Here is a 13,465-nt window from a genome sequence, read left to right as displayed (position 1 = left end):
GGCGGAAATCCCTGCATGACACTCACTCGCGACGAGACCGGCCGGCTGTGGCTGACGATCTCCGTCCCCCGCCCGGTGGCGCAGCGCTTCGGGGTGAGCACACGAGTACGCCTCTCCCAGCCGGTCGCATTCCGTTTCTGCGCCGAGGAGCTGGCCGATCGCATCACCACGCGGCTGAGCACCCGCCTCGACCTAGCATTCGGGGTCACGAAGCGCGGGAGGCCGACTGTCACTCTCCGGGCGTCGTGGCAGCGGCCCTCCGGGCCTCCGAGGACCCTCCAACAGACTCGGGAGCAAGGCGTCGTCGGGGTGGACTTCAACGTCGACCACTTCGCGTGCTGGCGACTCGACCGCGCCGGCAACCCCATGGGCCGTCCTCGACGCATTCCACTAGAACTCAGGGGGCTGTCTACAGCCGCTCGCGATGGCCGACTACGCGAAGCGCTCGGCCGCGTCCTCGAGTACGCCGTCAGCACAGGGGCATCGGCCGTTGCAGTAGAAGATCTCGGATTCGGCACGGCTGAGAAGTCGAGGGAAGCCCACGGTCGAAACCGGACCTTTCGTCGGTTGCTCACCGAGTTCCCCACTGCACAAGTCCGCGACCGGCTACCCCGCATGGCCGAGCGGAGGAATCTCGCGGTCATCGCCGTCGATCCGGCGTACACCTCCCGCGTCGGTGGCGCGGCGTGGCAGCGGGTCTTCTCCGACTCCTCAGTCATCGTGACCCGGCACGAAGGTGCCGCCGTCGCGATCGGTCGCCGCGCGCTCGCGCACGGCCTCACTGCCCGCCTCCGCGGGCGACCGCGGGAGCGGCCCGTTCCCCACCAGCGCGATGGAAGCACGACCGACTATGTCGGTCAGGAACGGGCACCCTCTTCCGCGGCGAGGTCAGGCCCGACACGTGGTGATCACAACCGGGTAGATGCGCTCTCAAAGGCGCCTCGGCGTCCATCCCGACCCCAAGCCGTCCACGGCCAGTCGGGTGTGGAAACGGTGGGGCGATCAACGGGCTACCCGCAGGCCGGCCATAGGTCCGCCGGCGCCTCACCGCCAAGGTGAGGCAAGCGGCAGCTGGGTGGCTGAACCCCGCCTCGGCGCTGTCACGGAACCTAGGAGGCAAAGAACCGATCTTTCCGGGCGGCGTGGACCTCGGCGAGGAGGTCGAGCAGGGGGTCGGCGGCCGCCGGGAGCCCGTCCACGGCGGAGACCTCGTCGATCTCGGGAGCGAGGCGGGCAGTGAGCGCGGCGACGGTGAGCGGGTCCATGGCGAGCAGCCGCTGGGCGGCGGTCGCCGGGCCGCTGACCGAGAGGTAGGCCGCAGCCGCTGCGGCATCCCGGGGCGTGAGTCCCCCGGCGTGCGCGGCGACGCCGAGCGCGAGCGGGTGGTGCGGCCGGTCGGGAAGGTCGTCCCAGGACGGCGACGGCCACGCCCGCCACCCGACCCGGACCAGCCCGCGCCCCTGGGCACGGGACGCCGCCCGCAGCGCCGGAGACGGCGTCCGGGCGTCGGCCTCGGCGTCCAGCCCCGCCAATTCGCCGCAGTCGGCGCCGCACGCAGCCGCCGCCAGCCCGGCCGCGACCGCGCCGGCCGTGTGCAGCCGGCGGCGCAGGAACGCCGCGAGCGTTCCCGGGTCGCGCACCACGCCCGCCGCGATCGCCTGCTCGACGCCCCCGGAGTGCGTGTGCCCGCCCGCGGGCAACCGCGAGTCGGCCAGGGTCAGCAGGGCGGCGGTCATCAGAACAGGAAGTAGCGCTGGGCCATGGGCAGCTCGCGGACCGGCTCGGGCTCCCACACCTCGCCGTCCACGCGCACCGTGAACGTGTCCGGGTCGACCCGGATCTCCGGCAGCGCCGTGTTCTCGGGCAGGTCCGCCTTGCCCAGGCGCGTGGTGTCGGTGACGGCGGCCAGCCGCCGCTCGACACCCAGCCGGTCGGCCAGGCCCGCCTCCAGTGCGGCCGGCGCCACGAAGTGCAGCGAGGTGCGCGCCGGAACCCGCCCGTACGCACCGAACATCGGCCGCGGGAGCTGCGGCTGCGGGGTGGGGATCGAGGCGTTGGCGTCGCCCATCTGCGCCCAGGCGATCATCCCGCCCTTGAGGACGACGTGCGGCCGGACGCCGAACAGCTTGGGATCCCAGAGCACCAGGTCGGCGAGCTTGCCCGGCTCCACCGAGCCGACCTCCCCGTCGATGCCGTGCGCCACCGCGGGGCAGATCGTGTACTTGGCGACGTACCGGCGGGCGCGCCGGTTGTCCGCGGCGCCGTCCCCCTCCAGCGACCCCCGCTTGCGCTTCATCACGTGCGCGGTCTGCCAGGTCCGCAGGACGACCTCGCCGACCCGGCCCATCGCCTGGGCGTCGGAGCCGATCATCGAGATGGCGCCGAGGTCGTGCAGCAGGTCCTCGGCGGCGATCGTGGTCGGCCGGATCCGGCTCTCGGCGAACGCGAGGTCCTCCGGCACGCTCGAGTCCAGGTGGTGGCAGACCATGAGCATGTCGAGGTGCTCGTCGAGGGTGTTCACCGTGTGCGGCCGCGTCGGGTTGGTGCTCGAGGGCAGCACGTTGGGGTGCCCGGCGACGGTGATGATGTCCGGAGCGTGACCGCCGCCGGCACCCTCGGTGTGGTACGCGTGGATCGACCGGCCGGCGATCGCGGCCAGGGTGTCCTCGACGAAGCCTGCCTCGTTGAGCGTGTCCGAGTGCAGGGCGACCGGGACGCCGTGGCGCCCGGCCACGGTGAGCGCGGCATCGATCGCGGCGGGCGTGGAGCCCCAGTCCTCGTGCAGCTTGAACCCGCTCGCGCCGGCCCGCAGCTGCTCCTCCAGCGCGTCGAGCGAGACCGTGTTGCCCTTGCCGAGCAGCGCCACGTTGACCGGCCAGGGGTCCATCGCCTCGAGCATCCGGGCCAGGTACCAGTCGCCGGGCGTGATCGTGGTGGCCTTGGAGCCCTCGGCCGGCCCGGTGCCGCCGCCGATCAGCGTGGTGACCCCTGAGCCGAGCGCCGTCGGGACGATCTGCGGGCAGATGAAGTGCACGTGGCAGTCGATGCCGCCGGCCGTGAGGATCTTCCCGTTGCCGGCCAGCACCTCGGTGCCCGGTCCGATCACCAGCTCGGGGTGGACGCCGTCCATGGTGTCGGGGTTGCCGGCCTTGCCCAGCGCGACGATCCGGCCGTCGCGGATGCCGACGTCGGCCTTGACGATCCCCCAGTGGTCGAGGACGACGGCGCCCGTGATGACCAGGTCCGGGGCGCCCTGCGCGCGGGTCGCCCGGCCCTGCCCCATCGACTCGCGGATCACCTTGCCCCCGCCGAACACCGCCTCGTCGCCGGCCCGGCCGGGACCGCCGCAGCGGTCCTCCTCGACCTCGATCAGCAGATCGGTGTCGGCCAGCCGGACCCGGTCGCCGGCGGTGGGGCCGTAGAGCTGCGCGTACCGCTCGCGGGAGAGCCGCACCATCAGCCCAGCCCGCCTTCGGGGGTCAGGCCCGGGACGACGCGGGCGCCGCCGAGCGGCACGAGCGTCACGGTCCTGGTGATCCCCGGCTCGAAGCGGACGGCGGTGCCGGCGGCGATGTCCAGCCGATGACCGCGCGCGGTCGCCCGGTCGAACTGCAGCGCGCGGTTGGTCTGCGCGAAGTGGAAGTGCGAGCCGACCTGCACCGGCCGGTCGCCGGCGTTGGTCACCTCGAGCTCGATGCGCGGGGCGCCCTCCCGCGTCTCGATCGTCCCGTCGACCGGGATCACCTCGCCGGGGATCACGGGATGGGGTGGTGGACGGTCACCAGCTTCGTCCCGTCCGGGAAGGTCGCCTCCACCTGCACCTCCTCGAGCAGCTCGGGGACGCCGTCCATGACGTCGTCCCTGGTGAGGACCGTGCGGCCGGACTGCATCAGCTCGGCGACGAGGACGCCGTCCCGGGCACCTTCCAGGACGTGGTCGGTGATCAGGGCGGTCGCCTCCGGGAGGTTCAGCTTCAACCCACGTGCCTGACGGCGGCGGGCCAGCTCCGCGGCGTAGGACAGCAGCAGCCGTTCCTGCTCGTGGGGGGACAGGTGCACGGGGACGACCTCCGGCCATCGGGGACGACGGACGCTAGCCGCACCGTGTAACGCCCCGGTTGCCGATGCAAGGCCCTTGCATTCCGACACAACGCGATATATCGTGACTGCGTCGTCGATATGGACGACCCAACACCAACCAGGAGGTGTGCCATGAGGCCCACAACCCCGTGGTCGCGGCACAGCCGCCGCGACTTCGACTTCGACGCGCCGGCCCCCGAGGGGCGCCGGCACCCCGGCCACGACTGGGCGGACGGTCCGCGCGGTCGTCGCCACTTCCCGCCCGGCGGAGGCTTCGGCGGCCCGGGGATGCCCCCGGTCCCGCCCGGCCCGCCGATGCCCCCGCGGCCCGGTTTCGATCCGGACTTCGGTGCCGACCCTCGGGAGCGGCTCCGCGAGGCCCGACGCGGTCACCGCCGCGGGCGGCACGGCCGCGCCGGCCGCGGCGACGTCCGCACCGCGATCCTGAAGCTCCTCGCCGAGGAGCCAATGCACGGCTACCAGCTCATGCAGGCGGTCGCCGACCGCACCAGCGGCGGCTGGCGGCTCTCGCCGGGTGCGGTCTACCCGACGATCGCCCAGCTCGAGGACGAGGGACTGGTCCAGGTCAGCACCGAGGGCGGGCGCAAGCTCGTCACGCTGACCGAGGCCGGCCGAGCCCACGTCGAGAGCCTGGGGGACGTCGACCCGTTCGCGGCCTTCGCCGGTGACGGCGACCGCGTCGACCTGCGCGGCGCGATCGGCGAGCTCATGGGCGCCGCCGGGCAGCTGGCCCGGGTCGGCGATCCGCAGCAGCTGGCCGCTGCGGCCACGGTGCTCGCCGACGCCCGCCGGTCCCTCTACCTGATCCTCGCCGGCGAGGCGGGGTCCGGTGAGTCGGCGCCCGGCAGCGAGGGCGCGACCGAGAGCTGACCCCCTCAGGGGCTTGCGGTACGGAGCCCGGTGGTTCTACGGTTCGTTACATGAGTAATGAACCCGCGAACCGCCGGGCTCTTCTCGTGCGCGCCGAGGCGGCGTGAACGAGGACGGCGGGCCGATCTTCCGGCAGATCGCGACCCAGCTCGAGGACTCCATCGTCGACGGCTCCCTGCCCGAGGAGAGCCAGGCGCCGTCCTCCAACGAGCTGGCTGCCTTCCACCGCATCAACCCCGCGACCGCGGCCAAGGGGCTCAACCAACTGGTGGCCGACGGCGTGCTCTACAAGAGACGAGGAGTAGGGATGTTCGTCGCCACCGGCGCGCGTGATCAGCTGCTGAAGCGGCGGCGCAGCGAGTTCGCCGACCAGTTCGTGGTGCCGCTGCTCGCGGAGGCCGGCAAGCTCGGCATCTCCGTGACCGAGGTCCGCGCGATGCTGACCGAGAAGGGCGGCGAGCAGTGACCGCCGTCGCCCGGCTCGAGGGCGTCACCATGCGCTTCCGCGACCAGGTCGCCCTGGACGACGTCAGCGCCGTCCTCGAGCAGGACACCATCACCGGTCTGCTCGGCCGCAACGGCGCGGGCAAGACGACGCTGATGCAGCTGCTCACCGGGCACCGGGTGCCCACCGGCGGCCGCGTGGAGGTGTTCGGCGACCGGCCCTTCGAGAACGACGCCGTCCTGTCGCAGCTGGCCTTCATCAAGGAGGGCCAGCGCTACCCCGACCACTTCCGGGTGCGGGACGCCCTGGCTGCCGCGGCCATGCTCTTCCCGCACTGGGACGACGACCTGGCCCACTCCCTGCTGCGCGACTTCGACCTGCCGGAGAGGCGGACGATCAAGAAGCTCTCCCGCGGCATGAACTCCGCGGTGGGCATCATCATCGGGCTCGCCTCGCGGGCCCCGCTGACGCTCTTCGACGAGCCGTACCTCGGCCTGGACGCCGTCGCCCGGCAGCTGTTCTACGACCGGCTGCTGGCCGACTACGCCGAGCACCCGCGGACGATCCTGCTCTCGACGCACCTCATCGAGGAGATCGCCGACCTGCTCGAGCACGTGCTGCTCATCGACCACGGCCGGATCGTGCTCGACGACGACGCCGAGACGCTGCGCGCGAGCGCGGTCACGGTGTCCGGTGCGCGCGAGCGGGTCGACGCCTTCGGTGCCCGGCACGACGTCCTGCACCGGGAGTCGCTGGCCGGCTCGGCCCGCGCCGTCGTCCGGCTGACGCACGACGACGACCCGGGCGCCGAGGGCCTGACCTGGGAGGCCACCCCGCTCCAGCAACTCGTGGTGTCGATGAGCCGGCGCAACGCCGCGACCCACGCCGACGCCCGGACCGACCTCGAGGAGATCGCACGATGAACCGCGTCGTCGCGGCCGCACGGCTGCACCTGATCCACCCGATGGTGGCGCTCGGCATCGCGTGGCTGGTCGTCGGGATCAGCTTCGCCATCAACTGGGCGATCTGGTTCTTCGCCGACCTGCAGCACCAGGCGAACGACGGCGGCTTCACCGGTGGGGTCGTGAGCCTCTACATCACGGTCGCCATCGTCTACGTCCAGGCCGTGACGCAGATGCTGCCCTTCGCGATGGGCCTGAGCCTGAGCCGGCGCACCTTCTACCTGGGCACGGCGCTCATGGGAGTCGTCCAGGCCGTGCTGTACGGCGTGATCCTGGCCGTCCTGGTCGCCATCGAGGGCGCCACCGACGGCTGGGGTGTGGGCCTGCACTTCTGGGCGCCGGCGGGACTCGACGTCGACAACTTCGCGCTGCAGGTGCTCGTCTCCGGCGCACCCATGCTCGCGTTCATCGCCTGCGGCGCGGGCATCGGCGTGGTGCACAAGCGCTGGGGCACCGCGGGGACGTGGGGCCTGATCCTCGGCAGCCTGGTCGTGATCGGCGGCCTCGTCGTGCTCGTCACGGCACTGGGTGCGTGGACGCAGGTCGGGGGATGGTTCGCCGACCGTTCGGTGGTGACTCTCGCCGTCGCTCTGCCGGCAGCCCTGGCGGTGGTCTTCGCCGGCCTGACCTGGACCGGCCTGCGCCGCACCGTCCCCTGACAGCTGCGGTTTCGCGCGCTCAACCGCGGGTGGTTTCGCGCGCTTAACCGCGGGTGGTTTCGCGCGATAAAGCGCGGGGGGTGGGTATGCGAAAGGGCCCCAGCCTGGTGGCTGGGGCCCTTTCGGTGAGGTATGTCCGGCGGCGTCCTACTCTCCCACCCCGTCTCCAGGGCAGTACCATCGGCGCTGAGAGGCTTAGCTTCCGGGTTCGGAATGTGACCGGGCGTTTCCCTCTCGCCATGGCCGCCGTAACGCTGTGAACCTGTCACACACCGCAGACCCGTTACCGGGTGTGGGTTTGTGGGTTCAGAACCGCACAGTGGACGCGAGACACGATCGAGAAGAATGTGTGTGTGGTAAGTCCTCGGCCTGTTAGTACCGGTCAGCTGCACACCTTGCGGTGCTTCCACCTCCGGCCTATCAACCCGCTGGTCTGGGCGGGGGCCTTACCCCATCGAGTGGGTGAGAGACCTCATCTTGAAGCGAGCTTCCCGCTTAGATGCTTTCAGCGGTTATCCCTGCCGAACGTAGCCAACCAGCAGTGCACCTGGCGGTACAACTGGCACACCAGAGGTTCGTCCGTCCCGGTCCTCTCGTACTAGGGACAGCTCTTCGCAAGTCTCTTACGCGCGCGGCGGATAGGGACCGAACTGTCTCACGACGTTCTAAACCCAGCTCGCGTACCGCTTTAATGGGCGAACAGCCCAACCCTTGGGACCTACTCCAGCCCCAGGATGCGACGAGCCGACATCGAGGTGCCAAACCATCCCGTCGATATGGACTCTTGGGGAAGATCAGCCTGTTATCCCCGGGGTACCTTTTATCCGTTGAGCGACACCGCTTCCACATGCCGGTGCCGGGTCACTAGTCCCAGCTTTCGCTCCTGCTCGACCCGTCGGTCTCGCAGTCAAGCTCCCTTGTGCACTTGCACTCGACACCTGATTGCCAACCAGGCTGAGGGAACCTTTGGGCGCCTCCGTTACATTTTGGGAGGCAACCGCCCCAGTTAAACTACCCACCTGACACTGTCCCTGATCCGGATCACGGACCGAGGTTAGACATCCAATTCGACCAGAGTGGTATTTCAACGGCGACTCCACGGACACTGGCGTGCCCGCTTCACAGTCTCCCACCTATCCTACACAAGCCGAACCGAACACCAATATCAAGCTGTAGTGAAGGTCCCGGGGTCTTTCCGTCCTGCCGCGCGTAACGAGCATCTTTACTCGTAGTGCAATTTCGCCGAGCCTGTGGTTGAGACAGCTGAGAAGTCGTTACGCCATTCGTGCAGGTCGGAACTTACCCGACAAGGAATTTCGCTACCTTAGGATGGTTATAGTTACCACCGCCGTTTACTGGCGCTTGAGTTCTGAGCTTCGCACACACGAGGTGCACTAACCCGTCCCCTTAACGTTCCAGCACCGGGCAGGCGTCAGTCCGTATACATCGTCTTACGACTTCGCACGGACCTGTGTTTTTAGTAAACAGTCGCTTCTCACTGGTCTCTGCGACCCCCCACCGCTACCCCGCGCGCGGCGGTTCACAGCAGAGGGTCCCCCTTCTCCCGAAGTTACGGGGGCATTTTGCCGAGTTCCTTAACCACAGTTCGCTCGATCGCCTCGGTATTCTCTACCTGACCACCTGAGTTGGTTTGGGGTACGGGCCGCTCGGAACTCGCTAGAGGCTTTTCTCGGCAGCATAGGATCATCCCATTCGCCTCATTCGGCTATGCGTCAGGCCTCACCCACAATGTCCGACGGATTTGCCTATCGGACGGGCCACACCCTTGCACCGGTACTACCACTCACCGGGAGGACTACCTTCCTGCGTCACCCCATCGCTTGCCTACTACCAGTCCGGGTCCCGCGCTCCCCGATCTTGGCTCGAAAGCCGCGACCGGTTCGGGCGGTTAGCATCGCTGGGTCCGGCATGGGCGCTCCTTCGCGGGTACGGGAATATCAACCCGTTGTCCATCGACTACGCCTGTCGGCCTCGCCTTAGGTCCCGACTCACCCTGGGCGGATTAGCCTGGCCCAGGAACCCTTGGTCATCCGGCGGGGGAGTTTCTCACTCCCCTTTCGCTACTCATGCCTGCATTCTCACTCGCGTGGCGTCCACGGCTGGATCCCTCCGCCGCTTCACCCACCACACGACGCTCCCCTACCCACCCACACACCTGGCCGCCGGCTTGTGCCGGCGGCGGGCTTCATGTGTGAGTGTCACGGCTTCGGCGGTGTGCTTGAGCCCCGCTACATTGTCGGCGCGGAACCACTTGACCAGTGAGCTATTACGCACTCTTTCAAGGGTGGCTGCTTCTAAGCCAACCTCCTGGTTGTCTCTGCGATCCCACATCCTTTTCCACTTAGCACACGCTTAGGGGCCTTAGCCGATGATCTGGGCTGTTTCCCTCTCGACTACGAACCTTATCGCCCGCAGTCTCACTGCCGCGCTCTCACTTACCGGCATTCGGAGTTTGGTTGACGTCAGTAACCTGGTAGGGCCCATCAGCCATCCAGTGCTCTACCTCCGGCAAGAAACACGCGACGCTGCACCTAAATGCATTTCGGGGAGAACCAGCTATCACCGAGTTTGATTGGCCTTTCACCCCTACCCACAGCTCATCCCCCAGGTTTTCAACCCTGGTGGGTTCGGTCCTCCACGCGGTCTTACCCGCGCTTCAACCTGGCCATGGGTAGATCACTCGGCTTCGGGTCTAGAGCACGCGACTATCCTCGCCCTGTTCGGACTCGCTTTCGCTACGGCTACCCCCCACGGGTTAACCTCGCCACGTACCGCTAACTCGCAGGCTCATTCTTCAAAAGGCACGCAATCACCCCGCCAGGTACACCCGGCTAAGGCTCTCACGGCTTGTAGGCACACGGTTTCAGGTACTATTTCACTCCCCTCCCGGGGTACTTTTCACCTTTCCCTCACGGTACTCGTCCGCTATCGGTCATCAGGGAGTATTCAGGCTTAGCGGGTGGTCCCGCCAGATTCACACCGAATTTCACGGGCTCGGTGCTACTCGGGAAAACATCCGGGAGGACTCGGGTTTTCGTGTACGGGGCTCTCACCCTCTGCGGCGACCCCTTCCAGAGGCCTTCCACTAACCACGAGTCTTTCTCACTCCCCGCCCGGCCGGCAGACCGAACTGGATGCTCCCACAACCCCGACCACACAACCCCTGCCGGGTATCACATGCGACCGGTTTAGCCTAAGATCCGCTTTCGCTCGCCACTACTCACGGAATCACGGTTGTTTTCTCTTCCTGTGGGTACTGAGATGTTTCACTTCCCCACGTTCCCTCCACACGCCCTATGTGTTCAGGCGCGGGTCACACCACATGACTGGTGCGGGGTTCCCCCATTCGGACACCCTCGGATCAACGCTCGGTTGGCAGCTCCCCGAGGCTTATCGCAGCCTCCCACGTCCTTCATCGGCTCCTGATGCCCAGGCATCCACCGTGTGCCCTTAACAACTTAACCAACACACAACAAACAACTCGACAAAAACCAGCCGACACCCTCTTTTGAAAAAAAGACGATGCGGCCGGTCAAAGATGCTCGCGTCCACTGTGCAGTTCTCAACCAACAAACAGCCACCACCCCCCGCCGGCCCCACCAGACCCGGACCCCCCACAAGGGGCCGGCGGTGTGAGACCAGGGATGGTCCTGCGTCAAGGGAAACAGTCCGCTCCCTCAGGACCCAACAGCGTGCCTACGCCCGGCCCCCACCCCGCGCCGCGTTCCACGCACGCCCGAAGACATGCAGTACTAGCGGCGCCGTCGATGAGGCACCGGCCGAACTGGTCAGCGTTCCACCCTCGAGCACCACCCAGACAACCCGCGGCGGATCGGAGTGATCCACCGTCTTCGTTCTGGCATGGCCCTGGACCGGCACCCGTGCGGGCGGCCGGCCAGCTGCTCCTTAGAAAGGAGGTGATCCAGCCGCACCTTCCGGTACGGCTACCTTGTTACGACTTCGTCCCAATCGCCGATCCCGCCTTCGACGGCTCCCTCCCACAAGGGGTTGGGCCACCGGCTTCGGGCGTTACCGACTTTCGTGACGTGACGGGCGGTGTGTACAAGGCCCGGGAACGTATTCACCGCAGCGTTGCTGATCTGCGATTACTAGCGACTCCAACTTCATGGGGTCGAGTTGCAGACCCCAATCCGAACTGAGACCGGCTTTTTGGGATTCGCTCCACCTCACGGTATCGCAGCCCTTTGTACCGGCCATTGTAGCATGTTTGCAGCCCTAGACATAAGGGGCATGATGATTTGACGTCATCCCCACCTTCCTCCGAGTTGACCCCGGCAGTCTCCCATGAGTCCCCACCATTACGTGCTGGCAACATGGAACGAGGGTTGCGCTCGTTGCGGGACTTAACCCAACATCTCACGACACGAGCTGACGACAACCATGCACCACCTGTGCACGACGCCAAAGGCACCCCGCATCTCTGCGAGATTTCCGTGCATGTCAAGCCTAGGTAAGGTTCTTCGCGTTGCATCGAATTAAGCAACATGCTCCGCCGCTTGTGCGGGCCCCCGTCAATTCCTTTGAGTTTTAGCCTTGCGGCCGTACTCCCCAGGCGGGGCGCTTAATGCGTTAGCTGCGGCACGGAGACCGTGGAATGGCCCCCACACCTAGCGCCCAACGTTTACGGCGTGGACTACCAGGGTATCTAATCCTGTTCGCTCCCCACGCTTTCGCTCCTCAGCGTCAGTATCGGCCCAGAGACCCGCCTTCGCCACCGGTGTTCCTCCTGATATCTGCGCATTTCACCGCTACACCAGGAATTCCAGTCTCCCCTGCCGAACTCCAGTCCGCCCGTATCGACTGCAGACCCGAGGTTGAGCCTCGGGATTTCACAGCCGACGCGACGAACCGCCTACGAGCTCTTTACGCCCAATAATTCCGGACAACGCTTGCACCCTACGTATTACCGCGGCTGCTGGCACGTAGTTGGCCGGTGCTTCTTCTGCAGGTACCGTCACTTGCGCTTCGTCCCTGCTGAAAGAGGTTTACAACCCGAAGGCCGTCATCCCCCACGCGGCGTCGCTGCGTCAGGCTTTCGCCCATTGCGCAATATTCCCCACTGCTGCCTCCCGTAGGAGTCTGGGCCGTGTCTCAGTCCCAGTGTGGCCGGTCACCCTCTCAGGCCGGCTACCCGTCGTCGCCTTGGTAGGCCACTACCCCACCAACAAGCTGATAGGCCGCGGGCCCATCCCCAGCCGGAAACCCTTTCCACCACCAGACCATGCGGTCAGCGGACATATCCGGTATTAGCCCCAATTTCTTGGAGTTATCCCAGAGCCGGGGGCAGGTTGCCCACGTGTTACTCACCCGTTCGCCACTAGGACACCCCCCGAAGGAGGGCCTCGTTCGACTTGCATGTGTTAAGCACGCCGCCAGCGTTCGTCCTGAGCCAGGATCAAACTCTCCGTAGATGATTTGATCGCGGCTGAGAACCAAGAGCTAGCACTCTTGATGTCAATCAACCAAAGGAATCCCCACCGGGCCATCCAAAAGACGACCCGGCATCGGGGGTTTGTTACTTGGCACTGACTTTCGGCACGCTGTTGAGTTCTCAAGGAGCGGACGCGCACCAACTCGGCCCTTTCGGGCTTTCGTCACTGGCGACTTTTCCCACTGTGCGCCGCTCGCGGGGGTGTTTACCCGGTGGGTTCTCCGCGGCCCCGTGGGGGCCTCGGCGGCGCAACAAGAACGAAGGTACACGACTCCGGAGAGGCTCTGCAGCGGGGGGTCCTGAGACCCCCGCCACGCGACGGTTCAGGCGACGCCGGCCGGCCGGAACTGCACGCTCACCCGGGGTCCGACGGGCTTCGCCGTCTTCGGGATGCAGTGCTCCCACGTGCGCTGGCACGAGCCCCCCATGACCACCAGGTCTCCGTGGCCCAGCGGGAAGCGCAGGCTCTCGCCGCCTCCCCCGGCGGGCCGGAGCATCAGCGGTCGGGGCGAGCCGAAGGACACGATGGCGACCATCGTGTCCGCCGAGCGGCCGCGGCCGATGCGGTCACCGTGCCAGGCCACGCTGTCCCGGCCGTCGCGGTACAGGCACATGCCGGCGGAGACGAAGCGCTCGCCGAGCTCGGCGCCGTAGTGGCGGTTGAGCGCCTCCCGCGCCTCGGTCAGCAATGGGTGCGGCAGCTGCTCGTGCCCGCCGTACCAGCGCAGCAGGCGCGGGACGGCGACCTCCCGCTCGTACATCTGCCGCCGGTCCGCCCGCCAGCCGATGTCCCCGAGGAGGACCTCCAGCACCTCGTCAGACCCGGTGACCCAGCCGGGCAGGTGGTCGACCCACGCTCCCCGGCTCAGCCGGTGCCGGACGACCGAGCCGGCCAGCGGGGTGAGCGCGGCCTCCTCGGCGAGGTCCCACATCGAGGGCTGGTGCGCGAGCGTCAT

At 67.4% G+C, this 13,465-nt stretch carries 9 protein-coding genes and 3 rRNA genes; 4 read left to right on the top strand and 8 right to left on the bottom strand.

The features are described 5' to 3' along the window. Nucleotides 1-1,109: 1,109 nt before the first annotated feature. The 4 genes from GGQ55_RS09655 to GGQ55_RS09640 are packed head-to-tail and all read right to left on the bottom strand — an operon-like array spanning nucleotide 1,110 to nucleotide 4,058. Entirely contained in the window at nucleotides 1,110-1,736 is a 627-nt protein-coding gene (locus tag GGQ55_RS09655) for an urease accessory protein UreF (protein WP_179716258.1), read from the bottom strand. Further along, on the bottom strand, nucleotides 1,736-3,457 hold the full coding sequence (locus GGQ55_RS09650) for an urease subunit alpha (protein ID WP_179716257.1): 1,722 nt from the start codon (nucleotides 3,455-3,457) through the stop codon (nucleotides 1,736-1,738). Before GGQ55_RS09650 ends, GGQ55_RS09655 begins: the two co-directional genes overlap by 1 nt. After that, the gene (locus GGQ55_RS09645; RefSeq protein ID WP_179716256.1) at nucleotides 3,457-3,759 is read right to left on the bottom strand and encodes an urease subunit beta; all 303 of its coding nucleotides are present in this window, start codon (nucleotides 3,757-3,759) and stop codon (nucleotides 3,457-3,459) included. Before GGQ55_RS09645 ends, GGQ55_RS09650 begins: the two co-directional genes overlap by 1 nt. Further along, nucleotides 3,756-4,058, bottom strand: coding sequence for an urease subunit gamma (locus tag GGQ55_RS09640; protein WP_179716255.1), 303 nt, complete (start codon nucleotides 4,056-4,058; stop codon nucleotides 3,756-3,758). The genes GGQ55_RS09645 and GGQ55_RS09640 overlap by 4 nt, the downstream gene beginning before the upstream one ends. A gap of 153 nt (nucleotides 4,059-4,211) precedes the next feature. Between GGQ55_RS09640 and GGQ55_RS09635 the strand changes: the two genes are divergently transcribed. The 4 genes from GGQ55_RS09635 to GGQ55_RS09620 all read left to right on the top strand — a co-directional run bounded on the left by GGQ55_RS09635 (nucleotide 4,212) and on the right by GGQ55_RS09620 (nucleotide 7,036). Continuing rightward, a complete protein-coding gene (locus tag GGQ55_RS09635; RefSeq protein ID WP_218859225.1) occupies nucleotides 4,212-4,970 on the top strand; it encodes a PadR family transcriptional regulator in 759 nt (252 codons plus the stop codon). A gap of 103 nt (nucleotides 4,971-5,073) precedes the next feature. Beyond that, nucleotides 5,074-5,436 (top strand): GntR family transcriptional regulator, encoded by a 363-nt coding sequence (locus GGQ55_RS09630; RefSeq protein WP_179716254.1) that lies wholly within the window; start codon nucleotides 5,074-5,076, stop codon nucleotides 5,434-5,436. Further along, nucleotides 5,433-6,338, top strand: a complete 906-nt coding sequence (locus GGQ55_RS09625; RefSeq protein WP_366489030.1) for an ABC transporter ATP-binding protein — start codon at nucleotides 5,433-5,435, stop codon at nucleotides 6,336-6,338. Before GGQ55_RS09630 ends, GGQ55_RS09625 begins: the two co-directional genes overlap by 4 nt. After that, nucleotides 6,335-7,036: a hypothetical protein gene (locus GGQ55_RS09620; RefSeq protein WP_179716253.1), complete on the top strand. Its 702-nt coding sequence runs from the start codon at nucleotides 6,335-6,337 to the stop codon at nucleotides 7,034-7,036. The genes GGQ55_RS09625 and GGQ55_RS09620 overlap by 4 nt, the downstream gene beginning before the upstream one ends. Nucleotides 7,037-7,170: 134 nt before the next feature. On the opposite strand, the gene rrf is transcribed toward GGQ55_RS09620, so the two are convergent. The 4 genes from rrf to GGQ55_RS09600 all read right to left on the bottom strand — a co-directional run bounded on the left by rrf (nucleotide 7,171) and on the right by GGQ55_RS09600 (nucleotide 13,465). Continuing rightward, nucleotides 7,171-7,287, bottom strand: a 5S ribosomal RNA gene (gene rrf, locus GGQ55_RS09615). Nucleotides 7,288-7,389: 102 nt separating this feature from the next. Further along, nucleotides 7,390-10,521: ribosomal RNA gene (locus GGQ55_RS09610) — 23S ribosomal RNA — on the bottom strand. A gap of 446 nt (nucleotides 10,522-10,967) precedes the next feature. Next, a 16S ribosomal RNA gene (locus tag GGQ55_RS09605) occupies nucleotides 10,968-12,489 on the bottom strand. Together the 16S, 23S and 5S rRNA genes form the textbook arrangement of a ribosomal RNA operon. A gap of 343 nt (nucleotides 12,490-12,832) precedes the next feature. Beyond that, the gene (locus tag GGQ55_RS09600) at nucleotides 12,833-13,465 is read right to left on the bottom strand and encodes an alpha-ketoglutarate-dependent dioxygenase AlkB (protein ID WP_179716252.1); all 633 of its coding nucleotides are present in this window, start codon (nucleotides 13,463-13,465) and stop codon (nucleotides 12,833-12,835) included.

It is taken from the genome of Petropleomorpha daqingensis, from assembly GCF_013408985.1.
Lineage (GTDB): Bacteria > Actinomycetota > Actinomycetes > Mycobacteriales > Geodermatophilaceae > Petropleomorpha > Petropleomorpha daqingensis.
The sequence above is the reverse complement of the archived record's forward strand: the minus strand, read 5'-3'. Positions and strand labels throughout refer to the sequence as shown.

Bases quoted from the DNA above. Each gene is read 5' to 3' on its own strand.
- GGQ55_RS09600 (WP_179716252.1), bottom strand. From the start codon at position 13,465: ATGACGCTCGCGCACCAGCCCTCGATGTGGGACCTCGCCGAGGAGGCC.
- GGQ55_RS09635 (WP_218859225.1), top strand. From the start codon at position 4,212: ATGAGGCCCACAACCCCGTGGTCGCGGCACAGCCGCCGCGACTTCGAC.
- GGQ55_RS09655 (WP_179716258.1), bottom strand. From the start codon at position 1,736: ATGACCGCCGCCCTGCTGACCCTGGCCGACTCGCGGTTGCCCGCGGGC.
- GGQ55_RS09620 (WP_179716253.1), top strand. From the start codon at position 6,335: ATGAACCGCGTCGTCGCGGCCGCACGGCTGCACCTGATCCACCCGATG.
- GGQ55_RS09650 (WP_179716257.1), bottom strand. From the start codon at position 3,457: ATGGTGCGGCTCTCCCGCGAGCGGTACGCGCAGCTCTACGGCCCCACC.